Origin of the sequence: Sediminibacterium goheungense (assembly GCF_004361915.1) — a bacterium.
In the GTDB taxonomy this organism is placed as follows: domain Bacteria; phylum Bacteroidota; class Bacteroidia; order Chitinophagales; family Chitinophagaceae; genus Sediminibacterium; species Sediminibacterium goheungense.
This window is the reverse complement of record NZ_SNWP01000010.1, coordinates 990,645-1,010,870: the sequence shown is the minus strand read 5'-3', so window position 1 is coordinate 1,010,870 and position 20,226 is coordinate 990,645. Positions and strand designations below refer to the sequence as shown.

The window sequence follows — 20,226 nt, the reverse complement described above, 5'->3', positions numbered from 1 at the left end:
TATTTTTATTGGGTTGAAACGACTTGCCACGATAGTATCTCTCGGACTACTGCTGTTTAGCCTTGGCGGCTACAGAATGTTGCTGGGTTATATGGAAACAGCTTCTGATAAAGCGTTTCAGGCCAGTCTTTATGACGATGTTTATGATGAAGCCATGCTGCTTCACCTTAAAGTTCCCGCCAGTACACCTTATGGCTCCAATACCGAGCAGTACGAAAATGCTACAGGTGAGGTAGACATCAATGGCGTAACCTATCATTTTGTAAAAAGACGTTTCTATAAAGACTCTTTAGAATTATGGTGCGTACCCAATATCGAGAAGATTGGTATCCGCAATGCGCGGGATGATTTCTTCCGTTTAGCGGGTGATTATAATGCCGGTAATTCCTCACAAAAATCTTCCAATCAGCATACGGTTCTCAAATTCTCTGTTCTGGACTTTACCGGGGATCATTCTTTTTCCTGGCAGTTTAGGAATGCAGACCCGCAACAGGTTCATCACGTGAATCAGGAAACCGCGTATCTGTCTGATTATATAAATCGTTTAGAGCGTCCCCCGCAAGCATAATGCTGGTTCATTAAGCATTATCTTTTTATCTGAAACATATTACTGTATATGAGAAAGCTCTTGTTGGGGCTCGTATTGCTTACATGTATTTCTTCATGTAAACAATCTACTGAGTATAAAACATTTTTACACGATCCTGCATTGTTTAGTCGTACCGTATATGAACTGAATACGGTGGTGATGGGAAATAATTTTCCTCCCATGGTGGCATCGCGTAATTATGTGTATGCTGCTGTTGCTGCTTATGAAGTAGTGGCTGCTGCTTATCCCAATGAGTATGAGTCGCTTGGCGGACAATTAAAAGGGCTGAAAAAACCTGTGGTGCCCACGATTACAGCCGATATGGACATTGAACTGGCCACCCTGCTGGCGTATATGAAAGTAGGCGAGTCGGTAACCTTCCCCGAAGGCAGTATGAAAGTATATGAAGACAGTATTTTACAGATTGCCAGAGATAAAGGGCTGAGCAGTAAGGTAGAAACGGCTTCCCGTATGCTGGCAGACAGTATCAGTATGCACATTATTCGCTGGAGCAAAAAAGACAATTACCTCGAAACCAGAGGAGCCGAAAAGTATGCAGTGAAAAAAATACCCGGTCGTTGGGTACCAACGCCGCCTATGTATGCAGCTGCCGCAGAACCACACTGGCATGAAATAAGGCCATTGGTGATAGACAGTGCAGGGGTGTTTGATCCGCCGCCGCCGCCGGTATTTAATATTACAGATAAAAAGAGCAAGTATTATCAGGAAGTGATAGCCATTAAAAATGCTGTTGACAGTTTAACACCTGAGCAGAAACATATTGCAGAATTCTGGGATGATAATCCCTTTAAAATGAATGTAACCGGGCATGTGATGTATGGGAGTAAAAAATTCTCACCTCCGGGTCACTGGATGAGTATTGTGGGTATTGCAGCACAGAAAGCAAAAGTTGATTTTGCTACCCATGTATATGCCGTAGCCAAAACATCCATTGCTCTTTTTGATTCCTTTATTCAGTCGTGGTATGTAAAATATAAATACAATACAGCCCGCCCTGAAACAGTGATCAATGAATACATAGATCCTAGCTGGAGACCTTATCTGCAAACACCTGCTTTTCCTGAATATACCTGCGGACACTCAACCATTTCATCTGCCGCTGCCGAGGCACTTACCAGTGTATTCGGCGACAATTTTTCTTATACCGATTCTACTGAAATGGAATTTGGTATACCCAACAGGAGTTTCAGCTCATTCAGGGCTGCTGCTGAAGAAAATAACTGGGCAAGATTTTATGGTGGTATCCACTTCCACAATTCATGTATTATCAGCACCGATTATGGTCAGCGCGTAGGTAAAATGATCGTTGACCGTTTGAAGATGAAAAAATAGACAAGCCTCATATTTGTTGGTCAGGCGACCAACAAGGGCTAAGATGGATCGTTGAATCCATCTTCGATGCTGTACAATACAGTCAACAAACGAACCAGTGTTGACCAGAACAATCTCACAACTTATGGTATGTAAGGGTATGGCTTGCCATATCACTCATTGTCGTTTAACAAACAACACGCAATTGCTTAGAAATCTAACCTTAATCTAACATGAAACCAATTATCATCATACTAGCTGCTTTTTTATTCATTCAAACTGAGTCTGGCGCACAGGGTTGTGTGGCTATCAGAAGTGTAGGGGGAATGTGTACGGTTGACCATTTGTTTGGTGCAGACACAGTATCCAGTAAATGGAGCTTTAATCTCAACACACGTTATTTCAATTCGTTCCGTCATTTTGTGGGAACAGAAGAACAGAAACAAAGAATTGCTAACAATACACAGGTTATTAATCACAATGCTTCGATAGACCTCAGCTTAACAAGAATCCTTAATAATCGTTGGTCTATCACATTTGGAATCCCTGTTATTTCCAATACACGTTCGTCTCTTTATGAGCATGGAGGTGCTGCCCGCCATTCTACCAGTTCATTTGGTTTGGGTGACGCACGTATTACTGCCTACCATTGGTTAACAGATCCTGCCAAAGGCAGAAAATTCAGCTTACAGGCAGGACTGGGCATTAAACTTCCAACAGGCGATTTCCGGGTAATGGATCATTTTTATACCAGTACCGGTACAAAAGTGCTGGGTCCTGTAGATCAGTCTATTCAACTGGGAGATGGTGGTACAGGGTTTACGATGGAACTGAATGCCAATCAGGTTATTTCAAGAAAAGTGAGCCTGTACGGTAATTTCTTTTACCTGCTCAATCCCCGTGAGCACAATGGCGTATCAACAGCAAGAGGCGGAGCTACATCGGCTACTGCTTTACAATATGGCAGTGATGTAATGAGTGTACCCGATCAGTACATGATTCGCTTCGGTGCCAATTTCACCTTTAACAGGTTTACCGTTTCTGCAGGTTACCGACATGAGTGCGTACCTTCTTCTGATTTAATAGGTGGTGACTATGGCTTTCGCCGGCCTGGTTATGTGAATTCAATCGAGCCCGGTGTTACTTATTCCATGAAAAAAATAAACCTCTATGCGTATGTTCCAGTGGCGATTGTAAGAAGCCGTACACAAAGTTATGCTGATAAAGAAAGAACAAAAATAACAGGTGTTTACGCCCAGGGCGATGCAGCTTTTGCTGATCTGGCTGTGAATATCGGAATGAGTGTGAGATTTTAGCTATTAGCCTTTAGCCATTAGCTTTTAGCCATGAATATATTTTACAAGAACGATTCTCTCTTATCTGCTAAAAGCTAATGGCTAAAGGCTAACGGCTGTCATATGAATCATTTACTAAACCAATCAACTATGCAAAAAATAAAAACAGGCTTATTGCGTATAACCGGCCTGATTGCAATGACTGCCTTATCATACCTGCCTTCTCAGGCACAAACGGAGATAGATGGTATTATGATGGCTAAGCATAATTATTGTTCCGGTATCATGTATAACTACAGTAGTTGGGATCAATACTGGGAAGGAACACTGAAAAGAAATAACCTGAACCTCGGAACCGTATCAACCAGTATGATTGCCTATATGGGTAACTATGGTGTATCCGATAAACTAAACGTATTATTTGGCTTACCTTATATTAAAACAAAAGCTTCTGCCGGAACACTGCATGGTATGAAAGGCTTTCAGGATCTGTCGCTATGGGTAAAGTGGATGCCTTATGAAAAAGAATTCGGCAAGAGTACACTTTCCTTTTACACTATTGGCGGGATCTCTTTACCTGTATCTGATTATACCCCCGATCTGTTACCCTTATCAATTGGGTTGAGAAGTAAAACCATTTCCTTACGTGGTATGGTAGATTACCAGTATGGCAGTTGGTTTACTACTGCTTCTGCAACTTATGTTATTCGCGATAAGGTTACACTCGACAGGGAGTCTTATTATACCACGCAATTACACAATACCAATCAGGTAGCTATGCCCGATGCATCATCCATCAATGTAAGGGCCGGATACCGAACAGGTAGAATGATTGCCGAAGCGGTATGGAATAAATGGACTACACTCGGTGGTTTTGATATTACACGTAACAATATGCCTTTTGTAAGCAACAGGATGAATGCCAGTATGCTCGGTATTAATCTTAAGTATAACCTCAAAGCAGTGGATGGTTTATCGCTGATAGCCAACGGTAATATTACTTTAAGCGGAAGAAACATGGGGCAGGCATCTACCATTGGTGGTGGTGCATTTTATATCATGGACTTCTCACCCAAAAAGAAAAAAGAAAAAACATCCACCAACGATAAAAAATAAAGCCATGAAGAAAATACTTACCATATGTGTATTGGCAGCCCTTGTATTGGTGCAGATGTCTTGCTCCAAACATGTTCCGAATGCCACTGATGATGCGCCCATGCTGGCACCTACCAAAACAGATATTGATGCTGGCATCTGGAAACCTATTTTATTAACCGGACCTACAGAGTTTCCGGTAGCAGCACCTGCGGCCGTTAGTTCTGTAGGTTATATTGCTGAGCTCAACGAAGTAAAAGGATACCAGCGCGATCTTACTGCCGACCAGGAAGCGGCTATTAAATACTGGGGTGCGGGAGGTGTACTGAGATGGAATGAACTCATGCGTGAACTGGTAGCGAAATATAATTTACCTCCTTATCAGAATGCTGATGGTACCTATCCATTTCCGAGTGCCAATAATCCATTTGCCTATCCTTTGTTTCCTTTTGCGAACCCGCCTTATGCAGCAAGGGCCTATGCCTATATCAGTGCTGCACAATATGATGCATTGGTTGCGGCCTGGCATTATAAGAAACTCTATAACAGACCGGCACCTTATAAAACAGATGCCAATATAAAACCTAAATTACCACAGTCAGACCTCCCTTCTTATCCATCTGAAGATGCAGTACTGGCAGGTGTAACGGCGGAGATGATGAAATTATTTTTCCCTGGTGAGATTGCCTTTATACAGAAAAAAGCAGAGGAACAGATGTTATCAAAACTGATGGCAGGTACTGCTACCAGAAGCGATATTGAAGCAGGTGAGGCTTTGGGTAGATTGGTGGCACAAAAATTCATTACACGCGGCAGGGCCGACAGGGCAGGTGCGGCAGCAGGTAATGCTACTGACTGGGCCCTATTCGAAACACAAACCATTGCACGCGGCGAAATACCATGGATCAGTCTGGAAACACCCAAGCGTCCACCCATGTTACCATTGTTTGGAAAAGTAAGACCCTTCCTGTTTGATGAAACGGTAACACCAACACTGCGTCCGGGCCCGCCACCATCTACTTCCAGTGAGCAGATGAAAAAAGAAACAGCAGAGATATTAGATCTTGTGAACAATACCAATGCAGAGCGTATTCGCATCACCCATTTCTGGGCCGATGGTGTTGCAACTGCTACACCTCCGGGTCACTGGGGTGCTATTGCCGATGCAGATTTCATTCAACAGAAATTCAGTGAAGTGCGTTGGGCAAGAAATATGGCATTACTGAATATGTCTTTGATGGATGCGGCGATTGTTTGTTGGGATACCAAATATTTCTATTTTAATCCACGACCATCGCAGTTAAATCCTGCTATCAAAACCCTTACCGGCTTACCCAATTTCCCATCCTATATTTCCGGTCACTCTACATTTAGTGCTGCAGCAGCAACCATTCTGAGTCATATTGTACCATCAAGGGCCAAAGCCTATGATGAAATGGCTAAAGAAGCTTCTGTATCACGTATGTATGGGGGCATACATTATAGAAGTGACTGTGAAAAAGGATTGGAAACGGGTAAGAAGGTAGGTGCCTATGCAGTTGCACGTGCACAAACCGATGGAGCTGATTAGGGTGAGCTATTAGCTGTTAGCTTTTAGCCATTAGCTATGTTGTGGGGGGAAGAAAATGGAAGCATTTTCTTCCCCCTTTTTTTAATGGCTAACACCTAATGGCTAAAAGCTAATAGCTCCCGCTTTCCAAAAGGCAGAAAGAATACGGCTCTATGATGAGGTATTCATGATCTGAGCCTACGGTTAGGCGTTGTTCATTCCAGTGATCGTACAAGTTGCTGATACCATAGCCCTGCTCCTTAAAAGCATACCAGGTAAGGTAAGCCGCTTTATTACTGAAGTTGAATAAACAATACAGATGTGACTCGTCCATGGATCGTATAAAACCTGCTACATGAATATTGTGAGGCGTTATCCAACGAATGTTCTTGTAATCGCCTACAACAGGTAATTGTTTGCGGAGTTTTAAGAGGCGCTGTGTGCCACTGAAGATGCGGTGTTCAATAGTACCGGCTTCTTTTGTTTTTTCATTTTTCTGCCAGTCAATTACGGGTCTGTGCATCCACCTGTTATCATAACTTTTGCCCTCATCATTCAGGTAGCTGTAGTCATTGGTATAAGCAGCTTCATCACCATAGAATAACATGGGTATGCCACCCAGAAAAATACTTTGCGCCTGCATCAGTAATATTTTTCTGATAGCTATATTTATGGCTTGCTCATCATTGGCTGCGATGGCTCTCTCTAATCCGCAGAGCGATGCCAGCGAACCACTGATACGCGCATCCTGTGTTTTCGGGTTTACGGAGAATAAAGCACCCGATGCGGTTGATGCAGGATGTGTGCCTGAATAGTATTCTTTCAGAAACTTACGGTGCTCATAGGCATTAAAACCTGCTGCGGTAATCATACTGTCATCATAACCCAAACCAATATCGTCATGGCAACGGGTATAACTGATCCAGGTACAGCCAAAAGGTTTTTGTAAAAGATCCTGTTGTGCGGCCAGCATAACACGGGTATCGCCTGTGGCCAGCGCATCCCATTGTAAGGCCATCTGTGTGGCATTATAAGCCACATCGCATTCTTTGGCTGTGTACAGATCGGTACCAAAATATTTCATGATTTCCTTGGGTGCCACAATGGCTTCGCCGAGTAATGCCATGCCCGGTGCAGCTACTTCCACACACTGACGTATCAATCGTAAAATCGTATGTGCTTCAGGTAGGTTCTGGCAGGTAGTACCCAGTTGCTTCCAGATAAATGCGGGTGCATCTATCCGTAAAATATCAACACCTAGGTTAGCATAGAATAAAATATTATCCAGCATATCTACCAGCACGGCAGGATTGGTATAGTTCAGATCCCACTGATAATTATGGAACACGGTCATTACCCATTTGCCTGCTTCCTTGTTCCAGGTAAAACTACCCGGTGCGCTCTCCGGAAATATTTCGGGCATGGTAGCATCAAACTGATCGGGAAGGGTGCGGTCATCATACATGTAGAAATAATCCTGGTACACCGGATCACCCTTTTTCGCTTTCACTGCCCATTCATGGTGGTGAGAAGTGTGGTTGAGTACAATGTCGAGCATGAGGTACATCTCTTTTTCCTGCATCAGTTTTTGTACTGCTCGCAGGTCGTCAATGGTACCAAAGCGGGTATCTACTTTTCTGAAATCGGATACTGCATAACCACCATCACTTTCCCCTGCCGGACTTTCAAAAATGGGCATGATGTGGAGGAAGTTTACACCAAGCGATTCGAGATAGGGTAATCGTGTAGGTAAATCGTTCAGCTTACCGCAGAAGCGGTCAACATATAAACTCATGCCGCATATTTCATTGCTCAGGAACCATTGCCCTTTTGCGGCTTTCTCTGTATCACGTTTACGCAATTCTCTATTTCTTTGCTGATGGCCTTGTATCAGTGTAAGTAATAATCGCTCAAACAATGCATCCGATGCCAGATGATGGTTATACAATGAACGGTATAAACTGTCAATAGCCGTTGCATTGGCACATAACCTTGTATAAAAACCCAGGTCATCGCCGTTCAGCAATAAACCCTGCTGCTCACAGATGCGGGTGATTCGTTGGTGGAGCGTGTAGTGGTACATATTTAGCTTCGAGCTGTGAGCGATGAGCCACGAGCTCTTTAGTATGGTTAATAAATTATAAATCAAATGCCTGCTCACAGCTCAGAGCTCAAGGCTCATAGCTGTGCTTTCAATCGAAGATTGCGCTGCTCAGGTGTTTAAATGCTTCCATAGCGCCCATGTACTCGCAGGTACGGGCACCGGCTTTATTAGCGTTGTGTATAATCTGTTGCCATTGTTCTATGTTGAGTGCCTGTATCTCTGCTAAGGCTTTCTGGTGCAGCTGATAAAGTACCGCCCCTACAAATGCATCACCGGCACCGGTGGTATCTACAGGTGTAACGGGTATACTGGCAATGGTATAGGTTTGCCCTTTATAACCAAGTAAAGTACCTTCCTTGCCAAGGGTAATGGTGAATACCGCATTTGTTTTTTCAAGCAGTATAGCTGCAGCATCGGCAACAGAATGGGCACCGGTTATGAGCATGGCTTCTTCATCGCTCAGTTTAAAGAAATGGCAGGACTGTAAAAAGTTCCAGGACTGATCAATAAAAGTCTGTGTATTGTTTTGAAACAAGAGGTGACGGTAGTTCGGATCAAAGCTGATGAAGATATTATTCTGTAACAATGCTTTCTGCAGCATACCCTGATAGGCAGCCTGTAAGGGACCGGGTAAAAAACCGGTAGCAGAACCAAAATGAATAATACCTACATCATTCAGGGGTATTTCATCGGTTTCTTCCCTGCTCAACTCTCCATCGGCCCCACGGTTAAAAACAAAATCACGTTCACCATCCAGCATCAGTGATACAAAGGCAAATGTGGTGAATGTTTTAGTATCCTGCAGCATCCAGCGGGTCGATACACCGAAGTCCTGCATTACTTCAATCAGGTGTTTGCCAAATGGGTCGTTACCAACCTTGGCTGCCAGTTCTACCTCGGCACCCAATGCTGCAATGGCTGCCGCTACATTGGTAGGTGCGCCTCCTGGTTTCTTTAAAAAATGCTGCCCATCAGAAAGACTGCTCCCCTTATCGGTGCAGATCATATCAATGAGTGCTTCTCCTATGCATAATATTTTCATATAGTGAGTAGTCAGTAGTGAGTAGTCAGTTTTCGTGAATGGTCAATGGTCAATGGTCAATGGTGAATGTGGGTAGATTTATTCTTGTAAATACTACTTGTTATAAAAACAGCCTGCATTTCCAATCCGCCTTAGGCGGATCAAATTTTCAAATTCAATAATGATCAATGCCCGCTAGCAATCGGCATCTCAACCTCTTCCTCATTTTTTGCAACACGCATTCTCATGGTTGCCAATGCTGCTACCAATAGTAATGCACCGGCGAATGTGATGGCATTGGCAGGGTTATTGTTGAGGAAGGTTTTGTAGATATAGCCGAAGGATAGTGTTTGAATAATCATCGGTACCACAATCATCATATTGATGATGCCCATGTATACACCATATTTTTCTTTGGGTATACTTCCAACTACCATTATATAGGGAACACCCATCATACTGGCCCAGGCAATACCAAAACCAATCATGGGAGCAAAGAGATAGTATTTGTTTTCAATATGGGGTAAAATAAACAAGGATAAAGAAGCGAGCAACAGACAGATAATATGTACCTGTTTGGCACCGAATTTTTTCGCCATCCATACCAGTCCGAAAGCAGAGAGGAAGGTGATGATATTGTAGAAACCATTTACCAGACCTGTCCAGCCAACGGCTTCTTCATATAAATGCTGATTGGTTTCTGCGGTGGTATGCCATACCGATTGCGCAATGCTATGCGAAATAAACTGCCAGTAACAGAACATAGCGTACCATTGAAAGAGGTAAACCAAACCCAGTTGCCATAAGGTTTTCGGCATATGTACAATAGAGCTGAATATTTCTTTAAAGGGCGTCAGAAAACCTTTATGCTCAGCCCGCAGTGCTGCCAGCTCAGCTTCGGTAGGCGGTATCTCCAGTGTTTTGATGACCGACCATGCAACAGACACAATCGAGCAAACGGCACCTACAAAGAAGGAACCATATACCCAGTAGGGAATACCAGGCTCACCGGTAGAAGTAGTAGACTGACCAGTAATTACTTTCTGAAAAAAGAAGAGAGAAAGATTGGCGAGTGTGATACCAAGTCCGGTAAAAAAACTCTGCGTTAGAAAACCCATGGCCCGCTGGCTTGCCGGCAACTTATCGGCAATAAACGCGCGATAGGGTTCCATGGCCGTATTATTAGCCGCATCCAGTATCCATAATAAACCTACAGCCATCCATAGTGCCCTGCTAAAGGGGAAGGCAAATAAACAGAGGCTGCAGAAAATGGCACCAATTAAAAAATAAGGTTTGCGACGTCCCCAGCGTGGATGCCAGGTTTTATCGCTCAATGCACCGATGATGGGTTGAATGAGTAAACCCGTCATAGGGCCTGCAAGATTTAGTAAGGGAAGATCTTCCGGCCGGGCATCTAAAAAACTGTACAGCGGGTTCACTGCGGTTTGTTGTAAACCGAAGCTGTACTGTATACCAAAGAAGCCCACATTCATATTTATGATCTGCCAGAAACTCAGTTTGGGTTTGGTTAACGACATGGCAAGCAATTGGGTGGATAAGCGTTATACTGTAATATAACAGCTTTCCGGGTGCGAAGCCACACGTAAATGCAGATATTTTTTTCGAAAACGTTTGCGGAGCAAATGTTGGATGTCAGATCGCAGATCTCAGATTTTTTATTTACACAGCTGGACTGTAATAAACAATAATAGATTATAGTATTATAGGGGTGAAACTATAAAAATAACATTCGAAAAGCTTTCAAAATGAATATTTCTACTTCAGTAATACTATTTTTCCAGTTCTCGTTTCATATTATCCGAATACTGTATGATCATCTTACTTAGATTGGGCTGTAGCTGGAGTATTTTATACCACTTTGCAAAATTTTCTTTGTCCTTTTGCTTGTAATAGTATTGTAAAATATTATAGCAGTTTTCTGCATGGTATTGTTTGTCTTTGACTGTAGTCAGTAATGCTTCAAATTGGATTGTTGCTTTGGCTATCTTATTATTTTTTGTAAGAGTATAAATGAACTCTTTATTGGTATAGGAGTCTCCCGGATTGATTTTTATTTCTTCATCCAGAAGCATTTCGGCCTTATCGTATTGTTCCAGGCAGTTATAGGAATAAGATAGTTCAACCATAAGGCCTTTATGCTTTGAATTTATTGTTTTGGCCTTCTCTAAAAAAGATAAAGCTTTTGCACATTCCCCCCAGCCATTATACATATAACCCCAACGATATAAACGTTCTACAGAATTGGTATCTGTCTTATAGTATGTAAGCCAATCCGGAATCAAAGAAATCTGAAGTTCCTGAAACTTATTTTCGGGAATAAATGCTACTAAAACATTATTGGGTTCTAATCTGATTTTTGTGTTTGTATTGTCTGATTTTTTAGCTACAAACCTTCCGTCAGATAAAATTTTAAAACTGCCTTCAAAATTTAGTGTCAAACCCGCTTGCGCATCAATATAAATAAATCCAAAGGGGTATGAGCTGTCTTTATCTGGCTTAAAAGCCACCCATTTATCTTCACTTTCGACAAAACGTTTATTGAATGTGAGATTTATTTGTGCTTTTAACTCTGTGATACAAAGCAAGGCTAAAATGCACATGTACTTCATTCGCAAATAACTTAATGATTATAGGTTTGTTGAATTTTATTGAATCGAAGCTTTCTTGTTTTCGCAACTAAAATCTATCCATAGTTGATCTAATAGCTTCCAGTTCTTATGTGAAAATGGCTTGGGAGATAATTCATGAAATACTACGGTTTTATTATTGGCGGCGCATTTTCTGATATGCACTTTACTGTACAGCGTAATCGGTTTTCGCTGCATATAATCCATCATGACAACAGTGCCAGTATAGGTTGCCAGATCACTTAATTCAGAAGTTGTTTTTTTGAATGTAGTAGTTACAGTCATATTCTTTTCTGCTTCAGTTCGGGAGTTGCCGGTATTAACTTCAATCAGACCCGTATAGTATGCATTCAGGTTGGTAGAGATGGTGCCGGAGTTTATTTCGGGGTTGCCTTCCAGGTACCATAGAAACGCATAGGTCCAGTATTCTTCGCTTTCTGCTTTACTCCAACCGGGCGTAAATCGAATATCCTCTACGCCTTTATATGCGATCTTAGGCGCAAAACTAATGGGTATCTCAAACCGCTCAATGGTCCATTTATCCGGAATCGGTAGACGATAAGGAGGTGTCCAGGTATGACCATCAAATTTTGCGCTCTGTGAATACGTATTTAAGGATATTAAACAAAAGAGTAGGAAGATCAGGGATTTCATTTTCCGATAGTGGTTAAGTAATTATACAGCGTACTACTAAATTTACACTATTTTTTTGAATCACCTGCTCATTATGCTTTTGTTCAGTATTGCGCTAAAATACAATTGATATGGATACTTTTTATCTTAAGGTATTCAGTATCAGTGTATGAAATGTTTCACTGTATTTCTCTTGTCTCTATTTACCCTGTCGGTGACTTGTCGGTACCCGGTCTATACCTTTGTTTGGGCTTAGCTTTACTTTCCTCACAGCATCTTCAGGGTAGGATACACTATATAAGGAACAAATCTCAGATCTGACATCTGCGATCTGCGATCATTTCAATTCAGCCAGTATCAGTTTTTTCTGCTTCAATGTGTTCTTCATCGCTTTTTCTCTTACGGCTGGGTCATCACTGTGTATGAGGTCGAAATATTCAGTGGGTACTACCTGCCATGATAAACCGTATTTATCTTTACACCATCCACAGGAACCTTCTTCACCACCGTTTTTCGTGAGTGCATCCCAGTAATAATCTGTTTCGGCCTGATCTTTTGTATTGATGACAAAAGAAACGGCTTCATTAAATTTAAATAAGGGTCCCGCAGCCAGTATGGTAAATTCCATACCTGCTATTTCAATCACAGCGGTTTCAATGCCTGCAGTATTGCCACTTTCTGTGCTATCGAAGCGACGGAAATCTTTCAACTTACCATCTTTAAAAATAGACAGGTAATAATCTGCTACTGCTTTGGCATCTTTCTCCACCCATAGGTAAGGCGAAATTTTTTGTGTTATCGGGTTCTTGCTTACTGTCATGGTATCTTGTTTAGTAGTATCTACTTTATCTGTCTGTTTCGGATTTGTGCAGGCACTGCCTAAGCCGATCACTATAGCGGTGAGAAAAATAAGTTTATACATTTTCTGTTTTTTAGCGGGATTAAAAATGAACGGCCCATATGGTTTACCAAATGGGCCGTTTAATTGTATTTATGGTTGCCCCTTATGTCTGGGATCAAAATCCACCATCCATTCTATACCAAATTTATCCCTGAACATGCCAAAATAAGAACCCCAGGGACTGTCGGCTATCGGCATTTCTACCTCGCCACCCTGTGAGAGCCCGTTGAAAAGTTGATCAGCTTCTTCTTTGCTTTCAGTACCAATCGAAATTTTACTGCGGGTTTCTCTTTCATTATGCGTACCTAGTTGTTCAGGTGTATCGCTTCCCATCAATACATTGTGTTTGCCGATGGGTAGGGCCACATGCATAATTTTATCGGCTTCTTTTTCATTGTTGGGTGCGCCTTCAAAACGCATGAGTGTAACAAATTCGCCCCCAAAAACAGATTTATAAAAGGTAAATGCTTCTTCTGCATTGCCATTAAAATGCAGGTAAGGGTTAATGCAAGCCATAGTTGGTTATTTTAGGTTTTCTAATGTACTTTTTGTTTAGCGATATTTCTAATGATCTGCCCTGTATTTCAGGCTTTCTATATCCCCTTATCAGTAATACGTTGTGTAGGGTGGTAGTAGCCATTGATTTTCAGTGTCCAAACCTACTGCTTAAGAACGCTATATGAGAGGTAGTATCACGACAAAAAAGAGGTTGATTGTGCCAAACTGTGGATTGTAACTGAATGAAGTTTTTATTCTATACCTACCATTGTTGAAAACGAATCCCTAACTGATGATCTGTAATGGCAAATTCCCTGGCACCCCAGGGTCTGAGGGTAACTTTATTGAGATTAGGATGGAGAAGATGAGGATGTGATGATGCTATTTGTGTATACACTTCCTCAATATTATCTGTTACCAATCTTAGCTCAGGGTTATGCTCTCTGGCCAATTGTTCATCCTGAAAAACCATCAGGCCAATCTCTCCTTTTCGCAATACGCAATAGGGTTGCGCACAGTGTATATCCTTATGTACAATGGTAAACTGCAAACAGTCTACAAATAGTTTAATTCCGTCTGAAAGATCTGTATAAAATACACTGGGTACTAATTTGGTAAAATGCATGATCGTGTTATTGTAAGAAGATTGAATGGGTATCATTTTTCAGCTATCGCCCTAAAACCTTTCTTAAAAATACGCTTATCTCTCCTGAACTAAGAGATTGTATTCAATAAAATAGATTCATCAATCTACGGTTACCCTGATATTTTCAATGGATGAATTAGCCGCAGAGACATACAGGAAATATGGAACAAGGATTTTCATGATCATGAGGATCTGTCATGATATATCTTTAAAATCATACGAATCTGTGTTCTATTCATAGGTCTTTATCTTCAAGCCTCCGGAAACGCTTTTCACCGACGATGGAATATGCTACCGCTATTTGGTTTATATTGGTATTTTCATTCCATATTCTACAACCACATTTTTTATCACATGAGAAAGTATGTATATACTGCAGTCGCCATTGCTTTTAGCATGGCTGCCCATGCGCAAAGTGCTGCACTTACTGCCAAAGATTATGAACGGGCAGAAAAGTTTATGAGTTATCACACAGAGCCTTTTATTGATGCCGGTACGGTACGCCCCAACTGGCTACCCAACGATCGGTTCTGGTACCTGTCTGCCACAGCGCAGCAAAACACGTTTATGCTGGTAGACCCGGTGAAGAAAACACGTACACCGGCTTTTGATCACCAGAAACTGGCCGATGCATTATCAGGTGCTACCGGTAATAAATACGAAGCAACAAAACTTCCCTTTCAAACCCTTCAGTTTGCGGCAGATGGTAAATCGGTTTCTTTTTCTGCAGCCGGCAAAAAGTGGAAATACGATCTGCAGGGTGGAACCCTTGGTACAGACGACAGTGCAACCCCTACACCAGAAACTCAGGGAAGGGGTGGGGCTGCCAACCGTGGCCCGGGTGCCGGTAACGAAGCCATTTCGCCAGATGGTAAAAAAGCAGTGTTTATTAAAGACTGGAACTTATGGTTGCGTGATCTGACTACCAATCAACAAACACAACTCACCACCGACGGCATAAAAGATTTTGGCTATGCTACCGATAATGCAGGATGGAAATCGAGCGACAGGGCCATTGTTCGCTGGTCGCCCGACTCAAAAAAGATCGCCACTTTTAAACAGGATCAGCGTAATGTGAGCGATATGTACCTGGTTACTACCAATGTAGGTAAACCTACTTTGCGTGCATGGAAATACCCTTTACCCGGCGATAAAGAAATTGCCATGCTGCATCGTGTGATCATAGATATTGATGCTGCAAAAGTTATTAAGTTACAGGTAGCACCCGATCCGCACAGATCATCACTGGGTGATGATATTACCAGTGGTGGTTCATTGGGTGATGTAGATTGGAGTGCCGATGCTACACAACTTGCTTTTCTTTCCACTTCACGCGATCACAAACAGGAGAAGCTCCGTATTGCAGATGCTGCAACAGGGGCTGTTCGTGAAGTGTTTGAAGAAACCGTGGCCACACAATTCGAATCGGGAAGAGGGGAAATCAACTGGCGCTACCTGGCCGGCTCCAACGAAATTATCTGGTACTCAGAACGCGACGACTGGGGGCATCTGTATTTATACGATGCTACCACCGGTAAACTGAAAAACCAGATCACCAAAGGCAATTGGGTAGTAAGCAGGGTAGTGAAAGTGGATGAGAAAAACCGTGTATTGTATTTTACCTCTACCGGTCATCAGTCGAATCCTTATTTTTCTGAATTGTATAAAATCGGTTTCGATGGCAAAAACCTCACCCTGCTTACACCGGGTGCAGGTACACATCAGGCTGTGTTTTCTCCTTCAGGTAATTATATCATCGATACCTATTCACAGCCCGATGTGCCAGCAGTTACACAGCTGTGCGACCTGAATGGTAAAGTGATCACTACACTTGAAAAAACAGATGTATCCAGACTGGTAGCTACCGGATGGAAACCTCCCATACCTTTTACCGTAAAAGCACATGATGGCAAAACAGATATTTATGGCCTGGCATTTACACCTACCAAAATGGAACCCAATAAAAAATATCCGGTTATCGATTATATCTATCCTGGTCCGCAGGGTGGCAGTGTAGGTAGCTGGGGCTTTACGGCATCGCGTGGCGATCACCAGGCTTTGGCAGAGCTGGGTTTTATTGTAGTGATGGTAGAAGGTACCAGTAACCCTAACCGTTCCAAAAGTTACCATGATATGAATTATGGTAATATGGGTGAGAATACATTGCCTGATCAGATCACCACTATACGTCAGCTGTCACAGCGATATCCGATTGATACGAACCGTGTAGGCATCTGGGGACATTCAGGTGGTGGTTTTGCAACTGCTGCAGCAATGTTCCGTTATCCTGATTTTTTCAAAGTAGGTATTTCTGAATCAGGTAACCATGATAACAGAAATTATGAAGACGACTGGGGCGAGCGTTACAATGGGCTGGTACAAAATTCAGATTATGAGGCACAGGCCAACCAGAACTATGCGAAGAACCTGAAAGGAAAATTAATGCTGGCGCATGGTATGATGGATAATAATGTACCACCTTATAATACCTTATTGGTAGTAGAAGCATTGCAAAAAGCCAACAAGAGTTTCGATCTCATTCTATTTCCGAATAGTGCGCATGGATACGGACAGTATGGCCCCTATATGATGCGTCGCCGCTGGGATTATTTTGTGCGTCATCTATTAGGTGTTGAGCCGCCATTGGATTATCAGTTGAGGCCTGCAGCTGCTCCGGCTCCAAGGCAGTAGTATGTAGCGTATATGCTGTTAACATAATAGGCTTACCCAAGTGGTAAGCCTATTATGTTAACAGCAGCGTCTCCGAGGCACGAGGGCCTCTGCGGACAGCACATCTTAGGTGTATCTTTTTATTCTCCGCAGAGTCTCCGAGGTCACGAGGGACTCTGCGTGCTGCACAGCTCAGGTGTACCATTTACTTCGGAACCCATCAATTCGGTAATGAATATTCTTAGCTAATAACTAATAGACAATGAACTAATTCGAGACTTCCGCAGAGTCCCCTCGTGCCTCGGGAGACGTCTGCGGGGAATTGGTGCAACTAATAGGTAATTGGCTGGTGAGTGAATAGTGAGGTTCTCCGCAGCGTCTCCGAGGTCACGAGGGACTCTGCGTGCTGCACAGCTCAGGTGTACCATTTACTTCGGAACCCATCAATTCGGTAATGAATATTCTTAGCTAATAACTGATAGGCAATGAACTAATGCGAGACTGCCGCAGAGTCCCCTCGTGCCTCGGGAGACGTCTGCGGGGAATTGGTGCAACTAATAGGTAATTGGCTGGTGAGTGAATAGTGAGGTTCTCCGCAGAGTCTCCGAGGTCACGAGGGACTCTGCGTGCTGCACAGCTCAGGTGTACCATTTACTTCGGAACCCATCAATTCGGTAATGAATATTCTTAGCTAATAACTAATAGACAATGAACTAATTCGAGACTTCCGCAGAGTCCCCTCGTACCTCGGGAGACATCTGCGGGGAATTGGTGCAACTAATAGGTAATTGGCTGGTGAGTGAATAGTGAGGTTCTCCGCAGAGTTTATTCTCCGCAGAGTCTCCGAGGTCACGAGGGACTCTGCGTGCTGCACAGCTTAGGTGTACCATTTACTTCAGAACCCATCAATTCGGTAATGAATATTCTTAGCTAATAACTAATAGGCAATGAATTAATGCGAGACTTCCGCAGAGTCCCCTCGTACCTCGGGAGACATCTGCGGGGAATTGGTGCAACTAATAGGTAATTGGCTGGTGAGTGAATAGTGAGGTTCTCCGCAGAGTTTATTCTCCGCAGAGTCTCCGAGGTCACGAGGGACTCTGCGTGCTGCACAGCTTAGGTGTACCATTTACTTCAGAACCCATCAATTCGGTAATGAATATTCTTAGCTAATAACTAATAGGCAATGAACTAATGCGAGACTGCCGCAGAGTCCCCTCGTGCCTCGGGAGACGTCTGCGGGGAATTGGTGCAACTAATAGGTAATTGGCTGGTGAGTGAATAGTGAGGTTCTCCGCAGAGTCTCCGAGGTCACGAGGGACTCTGCGTGCTGCACAGCTCAGGTGTACCATTTACTTCGGAACCCATCAATTCGGTAATGAATATTCTTAGCTAATAACTAATAGACAATGAACTAATTCGAGATTGCTGCAGAGTTCTTCTCCTCTCGGAGACCTACAGGGAACAAATACCTCGACAATGGACGAAACTGTTGTGAACAAGCCTAAAGTGCTCCGAATGGTTCGTAGTGAGGTACTATACTTTTGTTGGATGTCTGTACGCAAAAAAATCACTGCTATAAATGGTGTGTACTTTATCACATTTACCTGTACAAGGTGGTTGCCATTATTTAGTCTCACTCAAGGCTATGATACCGTATATAAATGGTTTGATTACTTAAAAGCAAAAGGACATTATATCGTAGGTTATGTAATTATGCCAAATCATGTACACGCTGTGATAGCTTTTTCTAAAACAGATCAATCAATCAATACTATTATTGCAAATGGTAAAAGATTTATAGCTTATGAATTGGTAAAAAGACTGAAACAAATAAATAAAGAAGATATACTAATGCAACTAGCTGACTGGGTTAATACAACCGAACGCTTGCGAAATAAAAAGCATGAGGTTTTTGAACCCTCTTTCGATCGAAAAGAATGTTATTCAATACCATTTATAAAGCAGAAAATTGACTACATACATAACAATCCCTGTAAAGCTAAAATGACAGGTGTGCAATTTCCGGAAGATTATTTACACAGCTCTGCAAAATATTATTATACCAATATACAAGGTGTGTATCCTGTTATTACCTATATGGAGCTGCAGGATATAGATTTGAGATGAAAGGCAAGAAGAAGATTATATCTTCCGCAGAGTCTCCGAGGTCACGAGATACTCTGCGTGCTGCACAGCTTAGGTGTACCATTTACTTAGGAACCCATCAATTCGGTAATGAATATTCTTAGCTAATAACTAATAGGCAATGAACTAATGCGAGACTGTCGCAGAGTCCCTCATCCTTCGGAGACTCTGCGGTGAATTTGCCCAAATTTCAGTTTTTGAAAGAACAGTTTATAGCTAATAAATAGTGCAATCAAAAAAAGAGCTTACCGTTTCGATAAGCCCTTTTTTAGTAAAAGATATTCAATGATTAACCCCTAAGGTATCACCACACTCTTTTTCTGATAAGTATGCGCACTGAAAATACCAATGGCATTACCCTGAATATTGGTGATCGGATTATCCGGTACAGCCAGCGGACTACCTGTTGATGATTGGGAAAAACTAAACCAGTATTTATAATTGGCATAGTCTATACAATTCATCACTACATCCACTTTATCGCCTTTCTTAAACTCATCGCTTTCTCTTGAATACACCAGGGGGAAAGTGATTTTCTTGCCATCAATAAATAAATCATCATAGGCAAAAGCATCTTTGATCAGTCTTCCGTTTTTAAACAGGAAAAAATTATAGTTATTGCCATATCCTTTGGGGTCGTTGTAAAAAGGTGTAACCAGTTTTACGGTTTTACCAAAATTTGGAAAATCTTCTACCACCAGCGAATCAAAGTTTACCATCACCGGCATTTTAGAACTGGCAGTAAGTGTAGTGCCATTGGTTACCACTTTCAGGTTGTAGGTTTTACCGCTGGAGCCTACCAAACCTGTGTTTTTATACACGCCATTGGATACTTCGGGTAAAGTATATACGGTGCCGTTGTCTTCCTGAATGGTAACGGTGGCACCGGGTAAGGGCACAACACTGTTGTCTGATTTTACTTTGTTGGTATACGATAGCCTGACAACACTGCCTTCTGTTGCACTATTGGTAACCTGTCCATCTACTACAATAATGGGAGCTGTTGTATTTAAATCGAGGTCTATCTTTTTTTCGCAACTGCTTACTGTAGCTGCCAGTAATGCGATATATAAAGCTGAATATATTCTTTTCATTTG

Annotated in this window: 16 protein-coding genes; 7 read left to right on the top strand and 9 right to left on the bottom strand. The window is 42.3% G+C overall.

Annotation, left to right across the window (positions count from 1 at the left end):
* The first annotated feature begins 13 nt into the window (after nucleotides 1-13).
* The 5 genes from BC659_RS04350 (at nucleotide 14) to BC659_RS04330 (ending at nucleotide 5,881) form a co-directional block, all read left to right on the top strand.
* Nucleotides 14-568 carry a hypothetical protein gene (locus BC659_RS04350; RefSeq protein ID WP_133473445.1) on the top strand — a complete coding sequence of 185 codons (555 nt, stop codon included), beginning with the start codon at nucleotides 14-16 and terminating at the stop codon, nucleotides 566-568.
* Between the two features lie 48 nt (nucleotides 569-616).
* Complete coding sequence (locus tag BC659_RS04345; RefSeq protein WP_133473444.1) at nucleotides 617-1,942, top strand: vanadium-dependent haloperoxidase; 1,326 nt, start codon at nucleotides 617-619, stop codon at nucleotides 1,940-1,942.
* Nucleotides 1,943-2,154: 212 nt separating this feature from the next.
* On the top strand, nucleotides 2,155-3,237 hold the full coding sequence (locus BC659_RS04340) for a transporter family protein (RefSeq protein ID WP_133473443.1): 1,083 nt from the start codon (nucleotides 2,155-2,157) through the stop codon (nucleotides 3,235-3,237).
* A gap of 129 nt (nucleotides 3,238-3,366) precedes the next feature.
* Nucleotides 3,367-4,332: a hypothetical protein gene (locus tag BC659_RS04335; RefSeq protein ID WP_211340697.1), complete on the top strand. Its 966-nt coding sequence runs from the start codon at nucleotides 3,367-3,369 to the stop codon at nucleotides 4,330-4,332.
* A 4-nt stretch (nucleotides 4,333-4,336) separates the two neighbouring features.
* A complete protein-coding gene (locus tag BC659_RS04330; protein WP_133473442.1) occupies nucleotides 4,337-5,881 on the top strand; it encodes a phosphatase PAP2 family protein in 1,545 nt (514 codons plus the stop codon).
* Nucleotides 5,882-5,990: 109 nt separating this feature from the next.
* Here the strand turns inward: BC659_RS04330 and BC659_RS04325 are convergent, their stop codons facing one another.
* The 8 genes from BC659_RS04325 to BC659_RS04290 all read right to left on the bottom strand — a co-directional run bounded on the left by BC659_RS04325 (nucleotide 5,991) and on the right by BC659_RS04290 (nucleotide 14,290).
* Nucleotides 5,991-7,943 (bottom strand): amylosucrase, encoded by a 1,953-nt coding sequence (locus BC659_RS04325; protein WP_133473441.1) that lies wholly within the window; start codon nucleotides 7,941-7,943, stop codon nucleotides 5,991-5,993.
* Nucleotides 7,944-8,052: 109 nt separating this feature from the next.
* Nucleotides 8,053-9,006: a carbohydrate kinase family protein gene (locus tag BC659_RS04320; protein ID WP_133473440.1), complete on the bottom strand. Its 954-nt coding sequence runs from the start codon at nucleotides 9,004-9,006 to the stop codon at nucleotides 8,053-8,055.
* A gap of 164 nt (nucleotides 9,007-9,170) precedes the next feature.
* Complete coding sequence (locus BC659_RS04315) at nucleotides 9,171-10,523, bottom strand: MFS transporter (RefSeq protein WP_133473439.1); 1,353 nt, start codon at nucleotides 10,521-10,523, stop codon at nucleotides 9,171-9,173.
* Nucleotides 10,524-10,775: 252 nt separating this feature from the next.
* Complete coding sequence (locus BC659_RS04310; protein WP_211340696.1) at nucleotides 10,776-11,606, bottom strand: tetratricopeptide repeat protein; 831 nt, start codon at nucleotides 11,604-11,606, stop codon at nucleotides 10,776-10,778.
* A 45-nt stretch (nucleotides 11,607-11,651) separates the two neighbouring features.
* Nucleotides 11,652-12,287: a hypothetical protein gene (locus BC659_RS04305; protein WP_133473437.1), complete on the bottom strand. Its 636-nt coding sequence runs from the start codon at nucleotides 12,285-12,287 to the stop codon at nucleotides 11,652-11,654.
* A gap of 316 nt (nucleotides 12,288-12,603) precedes the next feature.
* Nucleotides 12,604-13,188 carry a VOC family protein gene (locus BC659_RS04300; protein ID WP_211340695.1) on the bottom strand — a complete coding sequence of 195 codons (585 nt, stop codon included), beginning with the start codon at nucleotides 13,186-13,188 and terminating at the stop codon, nucleotides 12,604-12,606.
* Between the two features lie 69 nt (nucleotides 13,189-13,257).
* On the bottom strand, nucleotides 13,258-13,683 hold the full coding sequence (locus BC659_RS04295) for a VOC family protein (protein ID WP_133473436.1): 426 nt from the start codon (nucleotides 13,681-13,683) through the stop codon (nucleotides 13,258-13,260).
* Nucleotides 13,684-13,927: 244 nt separating this feature from the next.
* Nucleotides 13,928-14,290 carry a VOC family protein gene (locus tag BC659_RS04290; protein ID WP_162847348.1) on the bottom strand — a complete coding sequence of 121 codons (363 nt, stop codon included), beginning with the start codon at nucleotides 14,288-14,290 and terminating at the stop codon, nucleotides 13,928-13,930.
* Nucleotides 14,291-14,665: 375 nt separating this feature from the next.
* Here BC659_RS04290 and BC659_RS04285 point away from each other — a divergent pair, with 375 nt between their 5' ends.
* Nucleotides 14,666-17,002: a S9 family peptidase gene (locus BC659_RS04285; protein ID WP_133473434.1), complete on the top strand. Its 2,337-nt coding sequence runs from the start codon at nucleotides 14,666-14,668 to the stop codon at nucleotides 17,000-17,002.
* Between the two features lie 1,458 nt (nucleotides 17,003-18,460).
* Nucleotides 18,461-19,111 carry a transposase gene (locus BC659_RS04280; RefSeq protein WP_133473433.1) on the top strand — a complete coding sequence of 217 codons (651 nt, stop codon included), beginning with the start codon at nucleotides 18,461-18,463 and terminating at the stop codon, nucleotides 19,109-19,111.
* Nucleotides 19,112-19,425: 314 nt separating this feature from the next.
* Here BC659_RS04280 and BC659_RS04275 read toward each other — a convergent pair whose 3' ends face one another.
* Nucleotides 19,426-20,223 (bottom strand): DUF4249 family protein, encoded by a 798-nt coding sequence (locus BC659_RS04275; RefSeq protein ID WP_133473432.1) that lies wholly within the window; start codon nucleotides 20,221-20,223, stop codon nucleotides 19,426-19,428.
* Nucleotides 20,224-20,226: the final 3 nt, after the last annotated feature.

Bases quoted from the DNA above. Each gene is read 5' to 3' on its own strand.
- BC659_RS04345 (WP_133473444.1), top strand. From the start codon at position 617: ATGAGAAAGCTCTTGTTGGGGCTCGTATTGCTTACATGTATTTCTTCA.
- BC659_RS04285 (WP_133473434.1), top strand. From the start codon at position 14,666: ATGAGAAAGTATGTATATACTGCAGTCGCCATTGCTTTTAGCATGGCT.
- BC659_RS04340 (WP_133473443.1), top strand. From the start codon at position 2,155: ATGAAACCAATTATCATCATACTAGCTGCTTTTTTATTCATTCAAACT.
- BC659_RS04330 (WP_133473442.1), top strand. From the start codon at position 4,337: ATGAAGAAAATACTTACCATATGTGTATTGGCAGCCCTTGTATTGGTG.
- BC659_RS04320 (WP_133473440.1), bottom strand. From the start codon at position 9,006: ATGAAAATATTATGCATAGGAGAAGCACTCATTGATATGATCTGCACC.
- BC659_RS04315 (WP_133473439.1), bottom strand. From the start codon at position 10,523: ATGTCGTTAACCAAACCCAAACTGAGTTTCTGGCAGATCATAAATATG.
- BC659_RS04310 (WP_211340696.1), bottom strand. From the start codon at position 11,606: ATGTGCATTTTAGCCTTGCTTTGTATCACAGAGTTAAAAGCACAAATA.
- BC659_RS04325 (WP_133473441.1), bottom strand. From the start codon at position 7,943: ATGTACCACTACACGCTCCACCAACGAATCACCCGCATCTGTGAGCAG.
- BC659_RS04295 (WP_133473436.1), bottom strand. From the start codon at position 13,683: ATGGCTTGCATTAACCCTTACCTGCATTTTAATGGCAATGCAGAAGAA.
- BC659_RS04300 (WP_211340695.1), bottom strand. From the start codon at position 13,188: ATGTATAAACTTATTTTTCTCACCGCTATAGTGATCGGCTTAGGCAGT.
- BC659_RS04275 (WP_133473432.1), bottom strand. From the start codon at position 20,223: ATGAAAAGAATATATTCAGCTTTATATATCGCATTACTGGCAGCTACA.
- BC659_RS04335 (WP_211340697.1), top strand. From the start codon at position 3,367: ATGCAAAAAATAAAAACAGGCTTATTGCGTATAACCGGCCTGATTGCA.
- BC659_RS04280 (WP_133473433.1), top strand. From the start codon at position 18,461: ATGGACGAAACTGTTGTGAACAAGCCTAAAGTGCTCCGAATGGTTCGT.
- BC659_RS04290 (WP_162847348.1), bottom strand. From the start codon at position 14,290: ATGCATTTTACCAAATTAGTACCCAGTGTATTTTATACAGATCTTTCA.
- BC659_RS04305 (WP_133473437.1), bottom strand. From the start codon at position 12,287: ATGAAATCCCTGATCTTCCTACTCTTTTGTTTAATATCCTTAAATACG.